Annotated in this window: 16 protein-coding genes, 3 tRNA genes and 4 rRNA genes; 13 read left to right on the forward strand and 10 right to left on the reverse strand. The window is 51.1% G+C overall.

The window, feature by feature from the left end; genetic code table 11:
• The 3 genes from rsmB to def are packed head-to-tail and all read right to left on the reverse strand — an operon-like array spanning position 1 to position 2,813.
• Positions 1 to 1,290 carry a 16S rRNA (cytosine(967)-C(5))-methyltransferase RsmB gene (rsmB, locus tag AC534G_RS02280; RefSeq protein ID WP_110496689.1) on the reverse strand — a complete coding sequence of 430 codons (1,290 nt, stop codon included), beginning with the start codon at positions 1,288 to 1,290 and terminating at the stop codon, positions 1 to 3.
• Between the two features lie 51 nt (positions 1,291 to 1,341).
• Positions 1,342 to 2,289 carry a methionyl-tRNA formyltransferase gene (gene fmt, locus AC534G_RS02285; RefSeq protein WP_042312102.1) on the reverse strand — a complete coding sequence of 316 codons (948 nt, stop codon included), beginning with the start codon at positions 2,287 to 2,289 and terminating at the stop codon, positions 1,342 to 1,344.
• A gap of 14 nt (positions 2,290 to 2,303) precedes the next feature.
• The gene (gene def / locus AC534G_RS02290) at positions 2,304 to 2,813 is read right to left on the reverse strand and encodes a peptide deformylase (protein ID WP_038634641.1); all 510 of its coding nucleotides are present in this window, start codon (positions 2,811 to 2,813) and stop codon (positions 2,304 to 2,306) included.
• Positions 2,814 to 2,942: 129 nt separating this feature from the next.
• Here def and dprA point away from each other — a divergent pair, with 129 nt between their 5' ends.
• Genes dprA through AC534G_RS02320 form a run of 6 tightly spaced genes read left to right on the forward strand, consistent with a single transcriptional unit; the run spans position 2,943 to position 6,735 of the window.
• The gene (gene dprA / locus AC534G_RS02295) at positions 2,943 to 4,067 is read left to right on the forward strand and encodes a DNA-protecting protein DprA (protein WP_110496691.1); all 1,125 of its coding nucleotides are present in this window, start codon (positions 2,943 to 2,945) and stop codon (positions 4,065 to 4,067) included.
• Complete coding sequence (smg, locus tag AC534G_RS02300) at positions 4,039 to 4,512, forward strand: DUF494 family protein Smg (protein ID WP_038634635.1); 474 nt, start codon at positions 4,039 to 4,041, stop codon at positions 4,510 to 4,512. Before dprA ends, smg begins: the two co-directional genes overlap by 29 nt.
• 26 nt (positions 4,513 to 4,538) lie before the next feature.
• Entirely contained in the window at positions 4,539 to 5,081 is a 543-nt protein-coding gene (locus AC534G_RS02305; protein WP_069325294.1) for a DNA topoisomerase family protein, read from the forward strand.
• A gap of 4 nt (positions 5,082 to 5,085) precedes the next feature.
• Complete coding sequence (gene tsaC, locus AC534G_RS02310; RefSeq protein ID WP_038634630.1) at positions 5,086 to 5,658, forward strand: L-threonylcarbamoyladenylate synthase type 1 TsaC; 573 nt, start codon at positions 5,086 to 5,088, stop codon at positions 5,656 to 5,658.
• 1 nt (position 5,659) lies between these two features.
• Positions 5,660 to 6,481, forward strand: coding sequence for a shikimate dehydrogenase (gene aroE / locus AC534G_RS02315; protein ID WP_110496694.1), 822 nt, complete (start codon positions 5,660 to 5,662; stop codon positions 6,479 to 6,481).
• Positions 6,478 to 6,735: a DUF1488 family protein gene (locus tag AC534G_RS02320; RefSeq protein ID WP_038634625.1), complete on the forward strand. Its 258-nt coding sequence runs from the start codon at positions 6,478 to 6,480 to the stop codon at positions 6,733 to 6,735. Before aroE ends, AC534G_RS02320 begins: the two co-directional genes overlap by 4 nt.
• Here AC534G_RS02320 and AC534G_RS02325 read toward each other — a convergent pair.
• Positions 6,711 to 7,265 (reverse strand): gamma carbonic anhydrase family protein, encoded by a 555-nt coding sequence (locus AC534G_RS02325; protein ID WP_110496696.1) that lies wholly within the window; start codon positions 7,263 to 7,265, stop codon positions 6,711 to 6,713. The genes AC534G_RS02320 and AC534G_RS02325 overlap by 25 nt on opposite strands.
• A 469-nt stretch (positions 7,266 to 7,734) precedes the next feature.
• Here AC534G_RS02325 and AC534G_RS02330 point away from each other — a divergent pair.
• The 7 genes from AC534G_RS02330 (at position 7,735) to rrf (AC534G_RS02360) (ending at position 13,166) form a co-directional block, all read left to right on the forward strand.
• Positions 7,735 to 9,274, forward strand: a 16S ribosomal RNA gene (locus AC534G_RS02330).
• Between the two features lie 71 nt (positions 9,275 to 9,345).
• A tRNA-Ile gene (locus AC534G_RS02335) sits at positions 9,346 to 9,422 on the forward strand.
• Positions 9,423 to 9,528: 106 nt separating this feature from the next.
• A tRNA-Ala gene (locus tag AC534G_RS02340) sits at positions 9,529 to 9,604 on the forward strand.
• 199 nt (positions 9,605 to 9,803) lie between these two features.
• Positions 9,804 to 12,708, forward strand: a 23S ribosomal RNA gene (locus AC534G_RS02345).
• Between the two features lie 98 nt (positions 12,709 to 12,806).
• Positions 12,807 to 12,922 (forward strand): 5S ribosomal RNA (gene rrf, locus AC534G_RS02350).
• Positions 12,923 to 12,936: 14 nt separating this feature from the next.
• Positions 12,937 to 13,012: transfer RNA gene (locus AC534G_RS02355), tRNA-Thr, on the forward strand.
• Positions 13,013 to 13,050: 38 nt separating this feature from the next.
• A 5S ribosomal RNA gene (gene rrf / locus AC534G_RS02360) occupies positions 13,051 to 13,166 on the forward strand.
• Together the 16S, 23S and 5S rRNA genes with 3 tRNA genes alongside form the textbook arrangement of a ribosomal RNA operon.
• Before the next feature lie 103 nt (positions 13,167 to 13,269).
• Here the strand turns inward: rrf (AC534G_RS02360) and AC534G_RS02365 are convergent.
• The 6 genes from AC534G_RS02365 to AC534G_RS02390 form a co-directional block, all read right to left on the reverse strand.
• Positions 13,270 to 14,028 (reverse strand): amino acid ABC transporter ATP-binding protein, encoded by a 759-nt coding sequence (locus tag AC534G_RS02365; protein WP_038634423.1) that lies wholly within the window; start codon positions 14,026 to 14,028, stop codon positions 13,270 to 13,272.
• A gap of 7 nt (positions 14,029 to 14,035) precedes the next feature.
• Positions 14,036 to 15,139 carry an amino acid ABC transporter permease gene (locus tag AC534G_RS02370; RefSeq protein WP_038634420.1) on the reverse strand — a complete coding sequence of 368 codons (1,104 nt, stop codon included), beginning with the start codon at positions 15,137 to 15,139 and terminating at the stop codon, positions 14,036 to 14,038.
• 9 nt (positions 15,140 to 15,148) lie between these two features.
• Entirely contained in the window at positions 15,149 to 16,330 is a 1,182-nt protein-coding gene (locus AC534G_RS02375) for an amino acid ABC transporter permease (RefSeq protein ID WP_110496698.1), read from the reverse strand.
• Positions 16,331 to 16,399: 69 nt separating this feature from the next.
• Positions 16,400 to 17,425, reverse strand: a complete 1,026-nt coding sequence (locus AC534G_RS02380) for an amino acid ABC transporter substrate-binding protein (RefSeq protein ID WP_110496700.1) — start codon at positions 17,423 to 17,425, stop codon at positions 16,400 to 16,402.
• 466 nt (positions 17,426 to 17,891) lie between these two features.
• Positions 17,892 to 18,113 carry a lipoprotein gene (locus tag AC534G_RS02385; protein WP_003025292.1) on the reverse strand — a complete coding sequence of 74 codons (222 nt, stop codon included), beginning with the start codon at positions 18,111 to 18,113 and terminating at the stop codon, positions 17,892 to 17,894.
• A gap of 271 nt (positions 18,114 to 18,384) precedes the next feature.
• Positions 18,385 to 21,498, reverse strand: a complete 3,114-nt coding sequence (locus AC534G_RS02390) for an efflux RND transporter permease subunit (protein ID WP_110496702.1) — start codon at positions 21,496 to 21,498, stop codon at positions 18,385 to 18,387.

The following is a 21,498-nucleotide window of genomic DNA, read 5'->3' on the forward strand; positions in this document are numbered from 1 at the left end:
TCACTTTTTGATTAGCTTAGCGTAAAAGAAGCCATCGCCATCTTCTGCACCCGGTAAATTCTGACGTCCCGGCTGCGCTGGCGTACCGGTTTCGCTTAACACCGCATCCGGTGTGCGTGCAAGGAACGCGGCGATCTGCTGTTGGTTTTCTTCTGGCAGAATAGAACAGGTTGCATAGACCAGCGTGCCGCCCGGCTTAAGGTGTGTCCAGGTCGCGTTGAGGATCTCGGCCTGCAACTGAGCGAGTTCGGCAATATCACGATCGCGACGCAGCCATTTGATATCCGGATGGCGACGGATCACACCAGTGGCAGAACATGGAGCGTCCAGCAAAATACGGTCAAACTGTTGCTCACCGCACCACTGCTGCGGATAGCGACCATCACCCTGCTTCACGGTTGCTTTCATACCCAGGCGTTTCAGGTTGTCGTACACGCGAGACAGGCGTTTATCGTCGACATCGACTGCCATCACGTTCGCATCTGGCGCGACCTCCAGAATATGGGTGGTCTTGCCGCCGGGAGCGCAACATAAATCAAGGATCTGCTCTCCGTTTTGTGGCTGCAGATAGCTGACGCAACCCTGGGCAGAGGCATCCTGAACGGTGACCCAACCTTGCTCAAAACCTGGCAGGGCGAGCACGGGGGCTGGTGTTTCCAGACGGATCGCATCCGGGTAATCCGGATGAGGGAAACCGGTCAATCCTGCTTCGGCGAGTAGTTCCAGCCAGGCGTCGCGCGTATGGTGGTTGCGATTGACACGGAGCCACATTGGCGGGCGTTGGTTATTAGCCTCAAGGATGGCTTCCCATTGCTGTGGATAAGCGGCTTTAATACGTTTTACCAGCCAGGAGGGGTGTAAGAAACGTAGATCGCTTTGTGCGAACTCGGTCAGTAGTTCTTCCTGACGGCGCTGGAACTGGCGTAATACACCATTGATCAGCCCTTTCAACTGCGGACGCTTAATCACCACCGCGCCTTCTACGGTTTCGGCCAGCGCAGCATGGGGTGGGATACGGGTATGCAGCAGTTGGTAGAAGCCCACCATGATCAGGTAGTGAACGGTACGCTGTTTGCCCGTCATCGGACGTTCCATCAGTTGCTGGATCATCCACTCCAGTTGCGAAAGTGTGCGCAATACGCCGAAGCAAAGCTCTTGCAACAGCGCTTTATCTTTATCGGCAACTTTTTGCTGCATGGCGGGCAGCACGTTGCTTAATGATTGCCCCTTTTCGACAACCTGCTCGACGGCCTGGGCTGCCATACTGCGTAAATTAAGATGTTTTTTCATAAGTGCAAAAATAAAAATGCCCGGTCACACCGGGCTTAAAGAGATGAACCGTCAGGCCAGACGGTTTCCGGGCACAAACCACTCCCGGCGCGAATTAAGCAGATCCTGCGCACTCATGGCTTTTTTGCCTGCAGGCTGCAAAGAGACGAGATTCAGGATGCCGTCGCCTGTTGCAACCTGGATACCCTGACGGGTCGCTTCCAGAATTGTGCCTGGTTCAGCGTTAGCGGGCGTATCGATCACCGTCGCCTGCCAAATTTTTACTGGTTGCTCGTCGATGACGATATAGCTCATTGGCCACGGGTTAAAGGCGCGGATGCAGCGCTCCAACTGGGCGGCCGAAAGTGACCAGTCGATACGGGCCTCTTCTTTACTGAGTTTCTCTGCATGCGTAACCAGTGATTCATCTTGTACAACGGGTTTTATCGTGCCAGCAGCCAACTGTTTTAGCGTTTCAATCAGCCCCTGAGGCCCCAGGTCCGCCAGCTTGTCGTATAAAGAACCGCTGGTATCTTCTGCCGTAATCGGGCAGGAGAGCTTAAGCAACATATCACCGGTGTCGAGACCAACATCCATTTGCATGATGGTAACGCCCGTTTCGCTATCGCCAGCCCACAGTGAACGTTGAATCGGTGCTGCGCCACGCCAGCGTGGAAGCAGGGAACCGTGAACGTTGATACAACCCAGGCGCGGCATTTCCAGCACGGCTTTTGGCAGAATCAGTCCATATGCCACTACCACCATCACGTCTGCGTGTAAATCAGCAACCAATTGTTGGTTTTCCTGAGGGCGAAGAGAGACAGGCTGGAAAACCGGTATCCCTTTTTCTTCAGCCAACACTTTTACCGGGCTGGGCATCAGCTTTTTACCGCGTCCCGCAGGGCGGTCCGGTTGGGTAAACACGCCAACGACGTTATGTCCAGAAGACAACAGCGCGTCAAGGTGACGCGCTGCAAAGTCAGGTGTACCCGCAAAAATAATACGTAGTGAGTCTGACACGTTGATTCTTGTCCTTAAGCTCGGGCGTTCAGGCGGTCGAGTTTTTCAACTTTCTGACGAATACGTTGTTGCTTCAACGGAGACAGATAATCGATAAACAGTTTACCGACCAGGTGATCCATTTCATGTTGAATGCAGATAGCGAGCAGGCCATCGGCTTCCAGTTCAAAAGATTTACCGTCGCGATTGAGCGCACGAATTTTTACTTTCTCAGCGCGTGGTACTAACGCACGCTGTTCGGGGATAGACAGGCAACCTTCTTCAATACCGGTTTCGCCATCTTTCTCCAGCAGCTCTGGGTTGATTAAAACCAACTGCTCGTCGCGATTTTCAGAGACATCAATAACAATGATGCGCTGATGGATATCGACCTGTGTTGCCGCCAGACCGATACCCTCTTCTGCGTACATCGTTTCGAACATATCATCAACGATACGCTGAATTTCTGCATTCACTTCTTCAACCGGTTTTGCGACTTTGCGAAGGCGCTCGTCCGGAATATGTAACACTTGCAAAACTGACATAGTTATCCAGAGTTGTGTTCAGGAGTTGAAAAGATTATTACCTCTATTCTAGACAAAACCCCCTCTGATTGACAGCATCAGTGACCAATCGCAAAGATTGCCAGGACTGCTTGTGGCAGGGGAGCAGGGATGACCCAAATTGAAATTTGGCTACGTTTAGCGCAAGTGAATGAACTGTATGGTGATGAGATGGTGCGCCTTGCCCACTGGCTCAATGCCCAACCCTGTATTAACAACACGATACTCCAGCACGCAGGATTATCTTCCCGCCAGGCCAAGCGCTTTCTAACCTTTTCAGAACAGTTACTGGAAAAAACGCTGTGTTGGTTGGAGCAGCCTAATCACCATTTAGTGGTTGCCGACAGCGAGCATTATCCGTCCCAGCTGCGCGCGATTGAAGATTATCCTGGGGTACTTTTCGTTGCCGGTACTCCCGTATGCCTGCATTCATTTCAGGTGGCCGTCGTCGGTAGTCGCCAGCATTCATGGTATGGCGAACGTTGGGGGCGATTATTTTGCGAAAAGCTTGCCGCGTTTGGGGTGACGATAACCAGTGGGCTGGCCCGAGGGATTGATGGCGTGGCGCATCATGCGGCGATAAACCGACAAGGCACGAGTATTGCGGTGCTGGGAAATGGGCTTGAGACCATTCATCCACGACAGCATGTCCGTCTCGCTGAACGTCTGATCGATTCCGGAGGCGCATTGGTGTCTGAGTTCCCATTAGATACGCTCCCGCTGCCGCGCAATTTTCCCCGACGAAATCGCATTATCAGTGGTCTAAGTAAAGGTGTCCTGGTCGTTGAGGCCGCGCAACGTAGCGGTTCATTGGTCACGGCACGCTGTGCGCTGGAGCAGGGGAGGGAGGTTTTTGCTTTGCCTGGGCCGATTGGGAGTCCAGGAAGTGAAGGCCCACATTGGCTTATTCAGCAGGGAGCCACGCTTGTGACCGCACCAGAGGAAATTCTGGAAAATTTGCAATATGGGCTGCAATGGTTGCCAGATGAACCTGAAAAATCAATTTATTCGCCAGATCACGAAGAGGTGGCATTGCCATTTCCTGAGCTCCTGGCTAACGTAGGAGATGAGGTAACACCTGTTGACGTCGTCGCTGAACGTGCCGGCCAACCTGTGCCAGAGGTAGTGGCTCAACTACTCGAACTGGAGTTAGCAGGATGGATCGCAGCTGTACCCGGCGGCTATGTCCGATTGAGGAGGGCATGCCATGTTCGACGTACTAATGTATTTGTTTGAGACATATATCCATAACGAAGCTGAGCTGCGAGTGGATCAGGACAAACTGGAACGGGATCTTACCGACGCTGGTTTTGATCGTGAAGACATCTACAACGCGTTACTGTGGCTGGAAAAGCTTGCTGATTATCAGGATGGCCTTGCCGAACCTATGCAGCTAGCATCTGATCCTCTTTCTCTGCGTATTTATACGGCAGAAGAATGTGAACGGCTGGATGCGAGTTGTCGCGGATTCTTGCTATTCCTGGAGCAGATTCAGGTGCTAAACCTCGAAACGCGAGAAATGGTAATTGAGCGCGTACTCGCGCTGGATACGGCAGAGTTTGATCTGGAAGACCTGAAGTGGGTGATCCTGATGGTGCTATTCAACATTCCAGGTTGTGAAAATGCCTATCAGCAAATGGAAGAATTACTCTTTGAAGTGAATGAAGGTATGCTGCATTAATCAATCTTCATTCAGTATGAGTTGTTATGGCTAAATCAGCACTGTTTACGGTGCGTAAAAACGAGCCCTGCCCACAATGCGGGGCTGAACTGGTTATTCGCTCCGGGAAACACGGTCCGTTTCTCGGTTGTTCACACTATCCAGAATGCGATTATATCCGTCCGCTGAAATCATCTGCAGACGGGCATATTGTCAAAGTTCTGGAGGGTAAGTTTTGCCCTGCATGTGGCGCTGAGTTGGTATTGCGACAGGGGCGATTCGGTATGTTTATCGGATGCAGTGACTATCCTGCATGCGAGCACACCGAGCTTATCGACAAGCCTGATGAAACAGCAATAGTCTGTCCTCAATGCCAGACCGGTCACCTGGTCCAGCGGCGTTCCCGTTATGGCAAAACTTTTTACTCCTGCGATCGCTATCCGGAGTGCCAGTTTGTTATTAACTTCAAACCGTTAGCTGGAGAATGTCCAGAGTGTCATTATCCGCTACTCATCGAAAAGAAAACCGCGCAGGGTGTGAAGCATTTCTGTGCCAGTAAACAATGTGGAAAGCCGATTTCGGCGGAATAAAAAAGTGAATAATAACCTGCCCACAGGCCCTATCGCTGCTGCAATAGAGGTACTGAACCAAGAGAAAGTCATCGCCTATCCAACAGAAGCTGTATTTGGTGTCGGCTGCGATCCCGACAGCGAAACGGCAGTAAGTCGTTTGTTGGAATTAAAACAACGTCCTGTCGAGAAAGGCTTAATTTTGATTGCGGCCAACTTTGAGCAACTTAAGCCCTATATTGACGATAGCTCGCTTACTGATACTCAACGTGAGGCTATCTTCGCTCGTTGGCCTGGTCCCGTCACCTTTGTTTTCCCGGCGCTTGCGACTACACCTCGTTGGTTGACCGGTCGTTTTGATTCGCTGGCCGTGCGTGTCACCGATCATCCGCTGGTGGTTGCACTGTGCCAGGCTTATGGCAAACCTATAGTTTCCACCAGTGCTAATTTGAGTGGCTTACCGCCCTGCCGAACGGTAGAGGAAGTCCGCACGCAGTTCGGTACAGACTTTCCCGTTGTTGAAGGAGAGACCGGAGGGCGATTGAATCCTTCGGAGATCCGTGATGCACTGACGGGTAAACAGTTTCGACAGGGGTAATATGAAAGAAGCCTATGCTGTTTTTGGTAATCCGATAGCGCACAGTAAATCGCCTTTTATTCATCAGCAATTTGCAGAGCAGCTGAAGATTGATTACTCCTATGGACGTGTACTGGCGCCGATCAATGACTTTGTGAATTCGCTGAACGCCTTTTTTGCTGAGGGGGGTAAGGGGGCAAATGTCACCGTTCCTTTTAAAGAAGAGGCGTTTGCGCGTGCCGATGAATTAACAGAGCGGGCATCGCTAGCTGGAGCAGTTAACACCCTTAAACGGCTGGAGGATGGACGTTTGCTGGGAGATAACACGGATGGTATCGGTTTATTAAGCGATCTTGAACGTTTATCTTTCATTCGTCCCGGATCGCGAATTCTGCTGATTGGTGCGGGCGGTGCATCCCGTGGGGTATTGCTACCTCTTCTTTCTATGGGTTGTGCGGTAACCATTGTTAATCGTACGGCCTACCGCGCTGAAGAACTGGCGCAGCTCTTCTCTCATACCGGTAGCGTGCAGGCGGTGGGAATGGACGAACTTGATAATCACAGCTTTGATCTGATTATTAACGCGACGTCCAGCGGTATTAGCGGTGAGGTCCCGTCTATTCCGGCATCTCTTATCCATCCCTCCGTCTACTGTTACGACATGTTTTATCAGAAAGGGAATACGCCGTTCCTTTCCTGGTGTGAAAAGCATGGGGCGAAACAGTACGCCGATGGTCTGGGGATGCTGGTGGGACAAGCTGCACATGCTGTTTTACTCTGGCATGGTGTTTTACCCCAGATTGAGCCGGTCATTAAAAGCATGCAACAGGAATTGTCGGCATGAATCAGGCGATCCAGTTTCCCGATCGAGAAGAATGGCGGACGGATGTAAATGCCATTGTTTTCCCTGCAATGGTTCATGGTATGCAGTTAACATGTGCCATATCGGGAAAGATGTTGGCGTCCCGCTTTGGCGGCGACACGCCTGAACAGTGGCTGGAAACCTTTCGATTACATCGCTGGGACCTGGAAGAAGAGGCCGAAGCATTGATCCAGGACCAGCAGGAAGACGCTCAGGGTTGGGTGTGGTTACTCTGACTTAAATACTCATCTTTCCACTTAACGTAGTTGTTAGCTGAGTATTGCAAGCCTGCTTTCTCTTCATCGCTTAATGGACGAATCTGCTTAACTGGGCTTCCCAGGTACAGATATCCACTCTCCAGGCGTTTGTTTTGCGGAACCAGGCTTCCCGCCCCAATCATAACGTCGTCTTCAACAACGACACCGTCCAACAGAATCGATCCCATGCCGACTAATACGCGGTTACCAATGGTACAACCGTGCAGCATGACTTTATGACCAACTGTGACATCTTCACCTACGATCAGCGGATTACCCTGCGGATTGGATGTAGATTTATGTGTGACATGTAGAACGCTGCCGTCCTGAATGTTTGTACGCGCACCGATTTGCACGTAGTTCACGTCGCCACGGATCGCGACCAGTGGCCAAATTCCGACATCATCAGCCAAACGAGCATCGCCAATGACGACACTACTGGCGTCGATCATCACGCGTTTTCCGATCTGTGGGAAAAGATCCTTATAAGGGCGCAGTACATCAGACATGTTTACCTCAGCGAAAATAGAGCGGTAATGAAGACTTTGGTTGGATTATTGAGACTGTGCAAGTGATTTATCTATCAAAAATCAGCCAAATTGCGCAGGAATATAGCGAAAGGGGTGAAAAACAAGCATTCAGCAAAAAAGATCCAAAAAACACTTGTGCTAAAAAATGGGATCCCTATAATGCGCCTCCATCGACACGGCGGATGTGAATCACTTCACGCAAACAGCCCGGTCGGTTGAAGAGAAAAACCTGAAAATGAGGGTTGACTCTGAAAGAGGAAAGCGTAATATACGCCACCTCGCGACAGAGCGCTAAGGCGCGTCGCAACTGCTCTTTAACAATTTATCAGACAATCTGTGTGGGCACTCGAGGATACGGATTCTTAACGTCGCAAGACGAAAAATGAATACCAAGTCTCTGAGTGAACACGTAATTCATTACGAAGTTTAATTCACGAGCATCAAACTTAAATTGAAGAGTTTGATCATGGCTCAGATTGAACGCTGGCGGCAGGCCTAACACATGCAAGTCGAACGGTAGCACAGAGAGCTTGCTCTCGGGTGACGAGTGGCGGACGGGTGAGTAATGTCTGGGAAACTGCCCGATGGAGGGGGATAACTACTGGAAACGGTAGCTAATACCGCATAATGTCGCAAGACCAAAGAGGGGGACCTTCGGGCCTCTTGCCATCGGATGTGCCCAGATGGGATTAGCTTGTAGGTGGGGTAACGGCTCACCTAGGCGACGATCCCTAGCTGGTCTGAGAGGATGACCAGCCACACTGGAACTGAGACACGGTCCAGACTCCTACGGGAGGCAGCAGTGGGGAATATTGCACAATGGGCGCAAGCCTGATGCAGCCATGCCGCGTGTATGAAGAAGGCCTTCGGGTTGTAAAGTACTTTCAGCGAGGAGGAAGGCGTTGTGGTTAATAACCACAGCGATTGACGTTACTCGCAGAAGAAGCACCGGCTAACTCCGTGCCAGCAGCCGCGGTAATACGGAGGGTGCAAGCGTTAATCGGAATTACTGGGCGTAAAGCGCACGCAGGCGGTCTGTCAAGTCGGATGTGAAATCCCCGGGCTCAACCTGGGAACTGCATCCGAAACTGGCAGGCTAGAGTCTTGTAGAGGGGGGTAGAATTCCAGGTGTAGCGGTGAAATGCGTAGAGATCTGGAGGAATACCGGTGGCGAAGGCGGCCCCCTGGACAAAGACTGACGCTCAGGTGCGAAAGCGTGGGGAGCAAACAGGATTAGATACCCTGGTAGTCCACGCCGTAAACGATGTCGACTTGGAGGTTGTGCCCTTGAGGCGTGGCTTCCGGAGCTAACGCGTTAAGTCGACCGCCTGGGGAGTACGGCCGCAAGGTTAAAACTCAAATGAATTGACGGGGGCCCGCACAAGCGGTGGAGCATGTGGTTTAATTCGATGCAACGCGAAGAACCTTACCTACTCTTGACATCCAGAGAACTTAGCAGAGATGCTTTGGTGCCTTCGGGAACTCTGAGACAGGTGCTGCATGGCTGTCGTCAGCTCGTGTTGTGAAATGTTGGGTTAAGTCCCGCAACGAGCGCAACCCTTATCCTTTGTTGCCAGCGATTCGGTCGGGAACTCAAAGGAGACTGCCAGTGATAAACTGGAGGAAGGTGGGGATGACGTCAAGTCATCATGGCCCTTACGAGTAGGGCTACACACGTGCTACAATGGCATATACAAAGAGAAGCGACCTCGCGAGAGCAAGCGGACCTCATAAAGTATGTCGTAGTCCGGATTGGAGTCTGCAACTCGACTCCATGAAGTCGGAATCGCTAGTAATCGTGGATCAGAATGCCACGGTGAATACGTTCCCGGGCCTTGTACACACCGCCCGTCACACCATGGGAGTGGGTTGCAAAAGAAGTAGGTAGCTTAACCTTCGGGAGGGCGCTTACCACTTTGTGATTCATGACTGGGGTGAAGTCGTAACAAGGTAACCGTAGGGGAACCTGCGGTTGGATCACCTCCTTACCTTAAAGAAACGTTCTTTGCAGTGCTCACACAGATTGTCTGATGAAAATTAGCAGTAAGAAAATCTCTGCAGGCTTGTAGCTCAGGTGGTTAGAGCGCACCCCTGATAAGGGTGAGGTCGGTGGTTCAAGTCCACTCAGGCCTACCAAATTCGCTCCCGTGCTGCGTTGTGAAATAACTCGCATACTGAAGTATGCTTCGTCATTCCACGCCTTGCCCGGAACCGAATTACGGTAATGAGATTTGACGTCGATGGGGCTATAGCTCAGCTGGGAGAGCGCCTGCTTTGCACGCAGGAGGTCTGCGGTTCGATCCCGCATAGCTCCACCATCTTTACTGCAACAACCCAAGAAAACTTCAGAGTGTACCTGAAAAGGTTCACTGCGAAGTTTTGCTCTTTAAAAATCTGGATCAAGCTGAAAATTGAAACGACACACTGTTTCATTTCTCCGTAAACAAGAAATGAAAAGCGGTGTGTTCGAGTCTCTCAAATTTTCGCAATCAGAAGTGAAACATCTTCGGGTTGTGAGGTTAAGCGACTAAGCGTACACGGTGGATGCCCTGGCAGTCAGAGGCGATGAAGGACGTGCTAATCTGCGATAAGCGCCGGTAAGGTGATATGAACCGTTATAACCGGCGATTTCCGAATGGGGAAACCCAGTGTGATTCGTCACACTATCGTTAACTGAATACATAGGTTAACGAAGCGAACCGGGGGAACTGAAACATCTAAGTACCCCGAGGAAAAGAAATCAACCGAGATTCCCCCAGTAGCGGCGAGCGAACGGGGAGCAGCCCAGAGTCTGAATCAGCATGTGTGTTAGTGGAACGGTCTGGAAAGTCCGACGGTACAGGGTGATAGTCCCGTACACAAAAACGCATGTGCTGTGAACTCGAAGAGTAGGGCGGGACACGTGGTATCCTGTCTGAATATGGGGGGACCATCCTCCAAGGCTAAATACTCCTGACTGACCGATAGTGAACCAGTACCGTGAGGGAAAGGCGAAAAGAACCCCGGCGAGGGGAGTGAAAAAGAACCTGAAACCGTGTACGTACAAGCAGTGGGAGCACCTTCGGGTGTGACTGCGTACCTTTTGTATAATGGGTCAGCGACTTATATTCTGTAGCAAGGTTAACCGTATAGGGGAGCCGAAGGGAAACCGAGTCTTAACTGGGCGTTAAGTTGCAGGGTATAGACCCGAAACCCGGTGATCTAGCCATGGGCAGGTTGAAGGTTGGGTAACACTAACTGGAGGACCGAACCGACTAATGTTGAAAAATTAGCGGATGACTTGTGGCTGGGGGTGAAAGGCCAATCAAACCGGGAGATAGCTGGTTCTCCCCGAAAGCTATTTAGGTAGCGCCTCGTGAACTCATCTTCGGGGGTAGAGCACTGTTTCGGCTAGGGGGTCATCCCGACTTACCAACCCGATGCAAACTGCGAATACCGAAGAATGTTATCACGGGAGACACACGGCGGGTGCTAACGTCCGTCGTGAAGAGGGAAACAACCCAGACCGCCAGCTAAGGTCCCAAAGTCATGGTTAAGTGGGAAACGATGTGGGAAGGCACAGACAGCCAGGATGTTGGCTTAGAAGCAGCCATCATTTAAAGAAAGCGTAATAGCTCACTGGTCGAGTCGGCCTGCGCGGAAGATGTAACGGGGCTAAACCATGCACCGAAGCTGCGGCAGCGACACTATGTGTTGTTGGGTAGGGGAGCGTTCTGTAAGCCGTTGAAGGTGGCCTGTGAGGGCTGCTGGAGGTATCAGAAGTGCGAATGCTGACATAAGTAACGATAATGCGGGTGAAAAACCCGCACGCCGGAAGACCAAGGGTTCCTGTCCAACGTTAATCGGGGCAGGGTGAGTCGACCCCTAAGGCGAGGCCGAAAGGCGTAGTCGATGGGAAACAGGTTAATATTCCTGTACTTGGTGTTACTGCGAAGGGGGGACGGAGAAGGCTATGTTGGCCGGGCGACGGTTGTCCCGGTTTAAGCATGTAGGCGGAGGTTCCAGGTAAATCCGGTACCTTTTAACGCTGAGGTGTGATGACGAGGCACTACGGTGCTGAAGTGACAAATGCCCTGCTTCCAGGAAAAGCCTCTAAGCATCAGGTAACACGAAATCGTACCCCAAACCGACACAGGTGGTCAGGTAGAGAATACCAAGGCGCTTGAGAGAACTCGGGTGAAGGAACTAGGCAAAATGGTGCCGTAACTTCGGGAGAAGGCACGCTGATAGGTAGGTGAAGTGATTTACTCATGGAGCTGAAATCAGTCGAAGATACCAGCTGGCTGCAACTGTTTATTAAAAACACAGCACTGTGCAAACACGAAAGTGGACGTATACGGTGTGACGCCTGCCCGGTGCCGGAAGGTTAATTGATGGGGTTATCCGTAAGGAGAAGCTCTTGATCGAAGCCCCGGTAAACGGCGGCCGTAACTATAACGGTCCTAAGGTAGCGAAATTCCTTGTCGGGTAAGTTCCGACCTGCACGAATGGCGTAATGATGGCCAGGCTGTCTCCACCCGAGACTCAGTGAAATTGAACTCGCTGTGAAGATGCAGTGTACCCGCGGCAAGACGGAAAGACCCCGTGAACCTTTACTATAGCTTGACACTGAACACTGGTCCTTGATGTGTAGGATAGGTGGGAGGCTTTGAAGTGTGGACGCCAGTCTGCATGGAGCCGTCCTTGAAATACCACCCTTTAATGGCTGGTGTTCTAACGTGGGCCCGTAATCCGGGTTGCGGACAGTGTCTGGTGGGTAGTTTGACTGGGGCGGTCTCCTCCCAAAGAGTAACGGAGGAGCACGAAGGTTAGCTAATCCTGGTCGGACATCAGGAGGTTAGTGCAAAGGCATAAGCTAGCTTGACTGCGAGAGTGACGGCTCGAGCAGGTGCGAAAGCAGGTCTTAGTGATCCGGTGGTTCTGAATGGAAGGGCCATCGCTCAACGGATAAAAGGTACTCCGGGGATAACAGGCTGATACCGCCCAAGAGTTCATATCGACGGCGGTGTTTGGCACCTCGATGTCGGCTCATCACATCCTGGGGCTGAAGTAGGTCCCAAGGGTATGGCTGTTCGCCATTTAAAGTGGTACGCGAGCTGGGTTTAGAACGTCGTGAGACAGTTCGGTCCCTATCTGCCGTGGGCGCTGGAGAATTGAGGGGGGCTGCTCCTAGTACGAGAGGACCGGAGTGGACGCATCACTGGTGTTCGGGTTGTCATGCCAATGGCACTGCCCGGTAGCTAAATGCGGAAGAGATAAGTGCTGAAAGCATCTAAGCACGAAACTTGCCCCGAGATGAGTTCTCCCTGAGACCTAGAGTCTCCTGAAGGAACGTTGAAGACGACGACGTTGATAGGTCGGGTGTGTAAGCGTAGCGATACGTTGAGCTAACCGATACTAATGAACCGTGAGGCTTAACCTTACAACGCCGAAGCTGTTTTGGCGGATTTGAAAAGACAGATTTTCAGCCTGATACAGATGACATTAACCGGCGAAAAGCGGGTTAATAAACAGAATTTGCCTGGCGGCTGTAGCGCGGTGGTCCCACCTGACCCCATGCCGAACTCAGAAGTGAAACGCCGTAGCGCCGATGGTAGTGTGGGGTCTCCCCATGCGAGAGTAGGGAACTGCCAGGCATCAAATTTAGTGTGCTGATATGGCTCAGTTGGTAGAGCGCACCCTTGGTAAGGGTGAGGTCCCCAGTTCGACTCTGGGTATCAGCACCAGTTTTTCGGTTAAAGTTCGGCACTTAGAAAAGAATTTGTCTGGCGGCTGTAGCGCGGTGGTCCCACCTGACCCCATGCCGAACTCAGAAGTGAAACGCCGTAGCGCCGATGGTAGTGTGGGGTCTCCCCATGCGAGAGTAGGGAACTGCCAGACATCAAATAAGTGAAAAGGCCATCCGAAAGGATGGCCTTTTTGCGTTATGTTTCTTGCTAACCCGTAGGCCCGGTAAGCGCAGGCCACCGGGCAAAACAGAAGATTAATGAATCACCTGCGACAGGAATGCCCGCGTACGTTCTGACCTGGGATTGGCAAAAAACTCATCCGGTGGTGCCTGCTCCACAATCTCGCCAAGATCCATAAAGATCACCCGGTCGGCCACTGTGCGGGCAAATCCCATTTCATGGGTAACGCACAGCATAGTCATACCCGATTGCGCCAGACCGATCATGGTATCAAGCACCTCTTTCACCATTTCAGGATCCAGCGCTGATGTGGGTTCATCAAACAACATAATTTTAGGTTTCATACATAACGAACGTGCAATGGCCACACGCTGCTGTTGCCCGCCAGAGATTTGCCCTGGATATTTATGCGCATGTTCAGCAATGCGAACTCGCTCAAGGTAGTGCATTGCCAACACTTCAGCCTCTTTTTTCGGCATCTTTTGCACCCAGACTGGCGCCAGCGTACAGTTTTGCAGGACCGTCAAATGAGGAAAGAGATTGAAGTGTTGAAAGACCATGCCAACTTCCTGCCTGACGCGCTCAATATTGCGAATGTCCTCATTGAGTTCAATCCCATCCACCACAATACGTCCTTGCTGATGCTCTTCCAGATGGTTGATACAACGGATAGTTGTCGATTTACCCGAGCCGGAAGGACCGCATAAGACGATACGCTCTCCTTGTTTTACCTGCAGATTGATGTTTTTCAAAACGTGGAACTGTCCGTACCATTTGTTGACGTTTTCCAGCGTAATCATCGCGTCGGTAGACGGCCTTAATAATTGGTTCATAAATTCCTCAGTGCGGTGTACGCCCGGTATTAAAACGTTTTTCCAGATGTTGGCTGTAACGCGACATACTGAAACAAAAGATCCAGTAAATCAGTGCGGCAAAAACATATCCTTCCGTCGACATACCCAGCCATGCAGGATCCACGGTTGCTTGTTGCACGCTGCTGAAGAGATCAAACAGGCCGATGATGATGACCAGACTGGTATCCTTGAACAGGGCAATAATCGTATTAACCAAACCAGGAATAACCAGCTTGAGGGCTTGGGGAAGAATGACCAACCCTTGGGTTTTCCAGTACCCCAGCGCCAGTGATTCAGCCGCTTCATACTGACCTTTTGGCAAGGCCTGTAATCCCCCACGAACCACCTCTGCAACATAGGCTGACTGGAAAAGAATGACACCGACCAGTGCCCGGATAAGCTTGTCGATACTGGTCCCCTCAGACATAAACAGAGGCAGCATGACAGAGGACATAAACAGGACGGTGATCAACGGTACGCCGCGCCAGAACTCAATAAAAATCACGGATAAAATCCGCACGACGGGCATATGAGAACGACGCCCCAATGCCAGTAGAATCCCCCACGGGAGCGCACCCGCAATACCGACGGATGCGATGATAAGCGTCAGCGTTAACCCGCCCCACTGCCGGGTTTCTACTCGCTCAAGCCCGAAAAAACCACCGTACATCAACCACCAGACCACCAAAGGATAAACGACTGCCCAAACGGCGATATAACGACCACGGTGGGGAATGGTTTTCCAGAACATGGGAACGATTGAGACCAGGCCAATCAGCAGGGCCAGATTAATGCGCCAGCGCTGATCGTGTGGGTAAAGTCCATACATGAATTGTCCGAAGCGTTCATGAATGAACACCCAGCAGGCCCCCGCTTTGGTACAGTCAGCTCGGGTAGAGCCTACCCAGTTGGCCTGAAAAAATACCCAGTTCAACAGCGGTGGAAGGAAGGACCAAATTAGCCACACGCATAGCAGCGTGAGCAGGCTATTTGACCAACTGGAGAACAGGTTTTTGCGGACCCAGAACAGACAGCGGCTTGCCGGGTTACTGCTCTGGCGCGAGGGGTGAGACAGTAGTGCTTTTGTCATCATGGCTCCTTAGCGCTCGATCAGTGCGATACGACGGTTATAAATATTCATCAGTAGAGAAATGCTCAGGCTGATGATCAGGTACACCGACATCGTGATGGCAATAGTTTCAATGGATTGTCCCGTTTGATTGAGTACCGTGCCGGCAAACAGGGAAACCATATCCGGGTAGCCAATGGCGGCAGCGAGCGATGAATTTTTAACGATATTCAGGTACTGACTGGTTAGTGGAGGAATGATGACGCGCAGCGCCTGCGGGATGATGACCTGGCGGAGCGTCACCGGATTTGGCAAACCCAGAGAGCGTGCTGCCTCATGTTGCCCATAAGGAACAGCCTGAATTCCTGCCCGAATAATTTCTGCAATAAACGCTGAGGTATACACTGAAAGCGCCAGCGTCAGAGCCGCCAGTTCAGGTATAAGCACCATGCCGCCACGAAAGTTAAAACCGCGTAGTTCGGGGATATCCCAGTGAAGTGCCGCGCCAAAAAACCACTGTGAAATCATTGGTAAGAACACGATCAACGCCAGAGCTGTGGGCCAGGTACGGCGTAACTGACCGGTTTTGATCTGGTGCATTCTGTTGAAACGGAATAGCCCGAAGGTGACAACGACGGCAATAAGGACCGCGGTACAAAAGGCAAAAAGACCTTCTCCCATTTGCGGCGCCGGAATATACAGCCCCCGGTTGCTCAGAAACATTAAATCCAGCGCGTTAACCGCCTGACGTGGGCCGGGCAGGTTACGTAATACGGCAAAATACCAAAAGAAGATCTGCAATAGCGGTGGGATATTGCGGAACGTTTCGATATAGACCGTGGAGAGCTTTCGCAATAACCAGTTATCTGACAGGCGTGCCAGCCCGAGAAAGAAACCGAGAAATGAAGCGAAGACGATACATAGTGCGGAAACTAACAGAGTATTAAGCAGACCGACCAGGAACACGCGGCCATAGGTATCGCCTTGCTCGTAATCAATCAGATGCTGGACGATACCAAATCCGGCGCTGCGATCGAGAAAAGAAAATCCCGAGGTAATACCGCGACTGCTCAGGTTATTAATCGTGTTATGAATGAGATAGACCGCAATGCTAATGACCGCAATGACGGCGAGTATTTGGAATAACCAGGCGCGGACCGCAGGGTTAGAAAAGGATAGCGATCCTTTTACGGTTGAGCGGCGATGAAGCATAAGAAAACCTCGGTAACAATGACTCTGGGCTGAGCGCCGCAGCTGCGGCGCCCGTTACATCACTTTGTATTAGCGCACCGGTGGCGCATATTGAATGCCACCGTTGTTCCAGAGGTTGTTCTGTCCACGTTTGATCTTCAATGGACTTTCCGATCCAACGTTACGTTCAAAGATCTCCGAGTAGTTACCTACTTGCTTAATAATGTTATAAGCCCATTTGTTATCAAGCTTCAGATCCTTACCATAATCCCCTTCTTTACCTAACAGATGCGCCATATCCGGCGTTGCAGGATTAGCCGCTTTTTCGTCAACGTTTTTCGAGTTAACACCCATCTCTTCCGCATTCAGCATGGCGAACAGCGTCCAGCGAACAATGGAGAACCATTCATCGTCGCCACGACGTACAACCGGACCTAAGGGTTCTTTAGAAATAACTTCTGGCAGGACAATCCATTCTGCAGGATTGCTCAGCTTGATTCGCAGGGCGTACAACTGAGACTGGTCGGAGGCCAGTGTATCGCAACGTCCTGATTCCAGTGCCTTAGCCGATTCATCCGAGCGGTCAAAAGTGACAGGGGTATACTTCATATTGTTGGCTTTAAAGTAGTCAGCCACGTTCAGTTCGGTATCGGTTCCTGCCTGAATACACACCGTTGCGCCATCCAGTTCTTTGGCGCTCTTCAGGCCGGCTTTATTGTGGGTAAGAAAACCAATGCCATCGTAATAGGTTATGCCAGTGAAAGACATGCCCATACCTGCATCACGAGAGGAGGTCCATGTGGTATTACGCGAGAGCATGTCGACTTCGCCAGACTGTAACGCGGTAAAACGTTCCTTGGCGGTAAGTGGGGTATATTTTACTTTGGTATCATCGCCAAATACGGCGGAGGCAACGCCTCGGCATACGTCGACATCAATACCTGAAAATTTACCGCTCGCATCGGCGTAAGAGAAGCCAGGCAACCCGTCACTGATCCCGCATTGCACAAACCCTTTTTTCTTTACGGCATCAAGTGTTGCGCCGGCATGCGCCTGATTTTCAATCGCAAGGAGCACGCCGGCCGCAGCCAGGCTGGCTATTATCATCTTTTTCATAGAGCATCCTGTGTGGAGGAATTATTGTTATGAAAACGTTCTGAAAACGTCTTTTACCGGTCTGTGGCTTTGGCCATACTCTTTTAAGCAAAGGTAGTGCCAGGTTTTTGCGCACGATTATTCGACGCAATATGCAGAGTGTAGACAGGAAAAAATAAATGCAGCGCCCTGAAGTGGTGCAAAATTGAAACGTAAGCCACATTTCAGCGCAAAAATTTTAAAAACAGACAGGACGCGTGATAACGATTTCGGACGTTAATATTGATCGCGTGAGAATAATGAAAAGAAAACGCGGTGTAACGAAGAACAGGAAAAATGCTAATTTCAAATCGTGGATATGTGAGGGATATCTATAATAATTTTATTATTCAGTAAGAGCTATAAACCAACGTTTTGTCTTATATGTGAATTTTATTTTATTGCTAAAAGCGCGGTAACCACCGCGCTTTAAAACCTTTAAGAAGAGTTATTTGGTCAGGGCAACTATCCCAAGCGTCAATCCGGCAACGGCGGCTGCGCCACCAGCGATGGCACCGGCTGTTTCCCAGTTATCCTGCGTGGTGCCTTTCATACAGGTATTGGTATGAACCAGGCGTCCCTGATCGTCGTATACAGGTACGCAGGGAGAATCGTGTGCACAACCGGCAAGAAACGCGGTAAGCAATGCAACGGATATTAATCTTTTCATGATGTTACCTCAAAAATAAGCGTTTCGCTAATTGAGCAAAGACAAACGCTAAGCCATCTGCGAACTCGGTCATTATTTTACCACTTCTTAAAAAAAGACTGACAGGAGGAATAATCTCAATTCATGTGGATTGTAAAAATAATGGATAAAAAGAAAGGTTGCGGGTGGGTTTGAAGGAACGACTTAAATGAAATAAATGGCTATCTTATTAATAAACAAAGAGAGAGTGTACTGATGAAAAAGGCGTCCGTAGACGCCTTTATTTTACAAATTAATCAGTGTGCCGACTAAAACGCCGTCTGACGACAACAAAGAAGACGGGAACAAAGAAGATCGCCAACAATGTTGCGGTTAGCATTCCCCCCATTACACCTGTACCGACCGCATTCTGCGCACCGCTACCCGCACCGTGGCTGATAACCAGAGGCATAACCCCCAGAATGAAGGCCAGAGAGGTCATCAGGATAGGGCGAAGACGCATGCGGGATGCCTCCAACGTCGCTTCGATCAGTCCTTTGCCCTCTTTATCCATCAGGTCTTTGGCAAACTCGACGATCAAGATGGCGTTTTTAGCCGAGAGACCGATAGTGGTTAGCAACCCAACCTGGAAATACACGTCGTTATTCATCCCACGTAGCGATGCTGCTAACAGTGCGCCAACCACGCCAAGCGGTACAACCAGCATCACCGAGAACGGAATTGACCAACTCTCATACAAAGCGGCAAGGCAAAGGAAGACAACGATGAGCGAGATGGCATACAGCGCAGGCGCCTGGTTCCCCGAGAGCCGTTCCTGATAGGACATACCCGTCCAGTCATGGCCGATACCGTTAGGCAGTTTCTCAGCCAGACTTTCCATCAGCGCCATCGCTTCACCGGTGCTTCGGCCTGGGGCCGCTTCCCCTAACAGTTCCATTGAAGGCATGCCGTTGTAACGTTCCAGGCGTGGTGACCCGTAGATCCAATGTGCGGAACTGAACGTGGAGAACGGTACCATTTCGCCGTTGGCGCTACGAACATACAGATTATTGATGTCTTCCGGCAACATACGGAATTTGGCATCGGCCTGTACGTACACTTTTTTCACGCGGCCACGGTCTATGAAGTCATTGACGTAATAGCCACCCAGCGCAGCGGAGATGGTTTCATTAATATCGGACAGCGAGACGCCAAGGGCCTGGGCTTTTTCCTGATCAACATCCAGTTTGAACTGCGCGGTATCCTCGAGACCATTTGGACGCACGCGAACCAACAGGTCAGGATGTTTAGCAACCATGCCCAAAAGTTGGTTACGCGCTTGTGTTAACGCGGTATGTCCCAGCCCGCCCTGGTCAATCAGTTCGAAGTCGAAGCCGGTTGCGGTACCCAGTTCAACAATGGCTGGCATGTTGAAAGGGAACACTAAGCCATCACGAATCTGGCTAAACGCACGGGTTGCTCTGGCGATAATCGATTCAACGTTATTCTCGTCGCCATTGCGTTCTTCCCAGGGCTTGAGGCTGACAAACGCCATCCCTGAGTTTTGCCCCTGTCCGCTGAAGCTAAAGCCGTTAACCGTAAAGACGCTTTCGACGTTGGCTTTCTCGTTATTCAGGTAGTAGTGGGTAACCTGATCCAGCACTTTCTGGGTTCGCTCTTGCGTTGCGCCGGCCGGAAGCTGAATCATCGTCAGGAATACGCCCTGATCTTCTTCTGGCAAGAAGGAGGTTGGAAGGCGCATAAACAACACCGCCATCCCAATCACGATAACCAGGTAGACGACCAGGTAACGCCCGGTTTTACGCACAATACTGCTGACGCTATTGGTGTAATGATTGACGCTGTGATCGAATTTGGCATTAAACCAGCCAAAGAAACCGCTTTTATTCTCGTGATGTTCAGCTGATACCGGCTTCAACAGAGTTGCACAAAGCGCGGGAGTCAGGATCAGCGCTACCAGCACTGAAAGCGCCATGGCAGAAACGATGGTGATAGAGAACTGCCGATAGATAGCCCCGGTTGAGCCGCCAAAGAAGGCCATCGGGATAAATACCGCAGACAGCACCATGGCGATACCGACCAGCGCGCCCTGAATTTGTGACATGGATTTTTCTGTCGCCTCTTTGGGCGGCAGATTATCTTCCATCATCACACGTTCCACGTTTTCCACCACCACTATCGCATCATCAACCAATAGGCCGATGGCGAGTACCATGCCGAACATCGTCAGGGTGTTTATGGAGTAGCCAAACGCGGCAAGCACGGCAAATGTGCCCAACAATACAACAGGCACGGCAATGGTTGGAATGAGCGTAGCCCGGATGTTTTGCAGGAACAAATACATCACGAGGAATACCAGTATGATTGCTTCAAACAGCGTTTTCACGACCTCATGAATGGAGATAGTGACGAACGGCGTGGTGTCATACGGGTAGACCACCTTCATTCCCTGTGGGAAGAACGGTTGCAGCTCAACCAGCTTGGCTTTGATAGCGTTAGCGGTATCCAGCGCGTTTGCGCCGGTTGCCAGTTTAATCCCGAGACCGGAGGCTGGTTTACCGTTAATACGCGCGACCACGTTGTAGTTCTCACCACCCAACTCAATACGCGCGACATCCTTCAGGTGAACAACCGAACCATCGCTGTTGACGCGTAACGTGACCTTCCCGAATTCTTCAGGATCTTTCAGGCGTGTCTGCGCGATGATTGAGGCGTTAAGCTGCTGATTAGGCAACGCAGGCGTACCGCCCAACTGACCGGCGGCAATCTGATCGTTCTGCACCTGCAACTGATTGATCACATCAACCGGTGTGAGCTGGTACTTATTCAACAAGTTTGCATCCAGCCAGATGCGCATAGCGTACTGCGCACCAAACAGCTGCACGTCACCCACACCATTCAGACGGCTGATTGAGTCTTTAACGTTCGAGGCGACGTAGTCGGAAATGTCATCCTGCGTGGTTTGTGGGTTGTCAGAAACGAAACCCGCGACCATCAAAAAGCTGCTACTTGATTTCTCTACGCTGATCCCCTGCTGCTGAACTTCTTGCGGCAGTAAGGGGGTGGCGAGCTGCAGCTTGTTTTGCACCTGAACTTGCGCGATATCGGGGTCGGTACCGGACTGGAAGGTCAGCGTGATGGTCACACTCCCGGCAGAATCGCTGGTGGAGGACATATACATCAGGTTATCGATACCGTTCATATTCTGTTCGATAACCTGCGTGACGGTATCCTGCACCGTCTGCGCATCCGCACCTGGATAGGTGGCGGAAATCGATACGGCAGGGGGCGCGATGGTCGGGTACTGCGCCACGGGCAGTTGCATGATTGCCAGAGCGCCCGCCATCATCAGAATGATGGCCAGTACCCAAGCAAAGATAGGACGCCTGATAAAAAAGTTAGCCAT

This window comes from Citrobacter sp. CRE-46 (assembly GCF_059615875.1).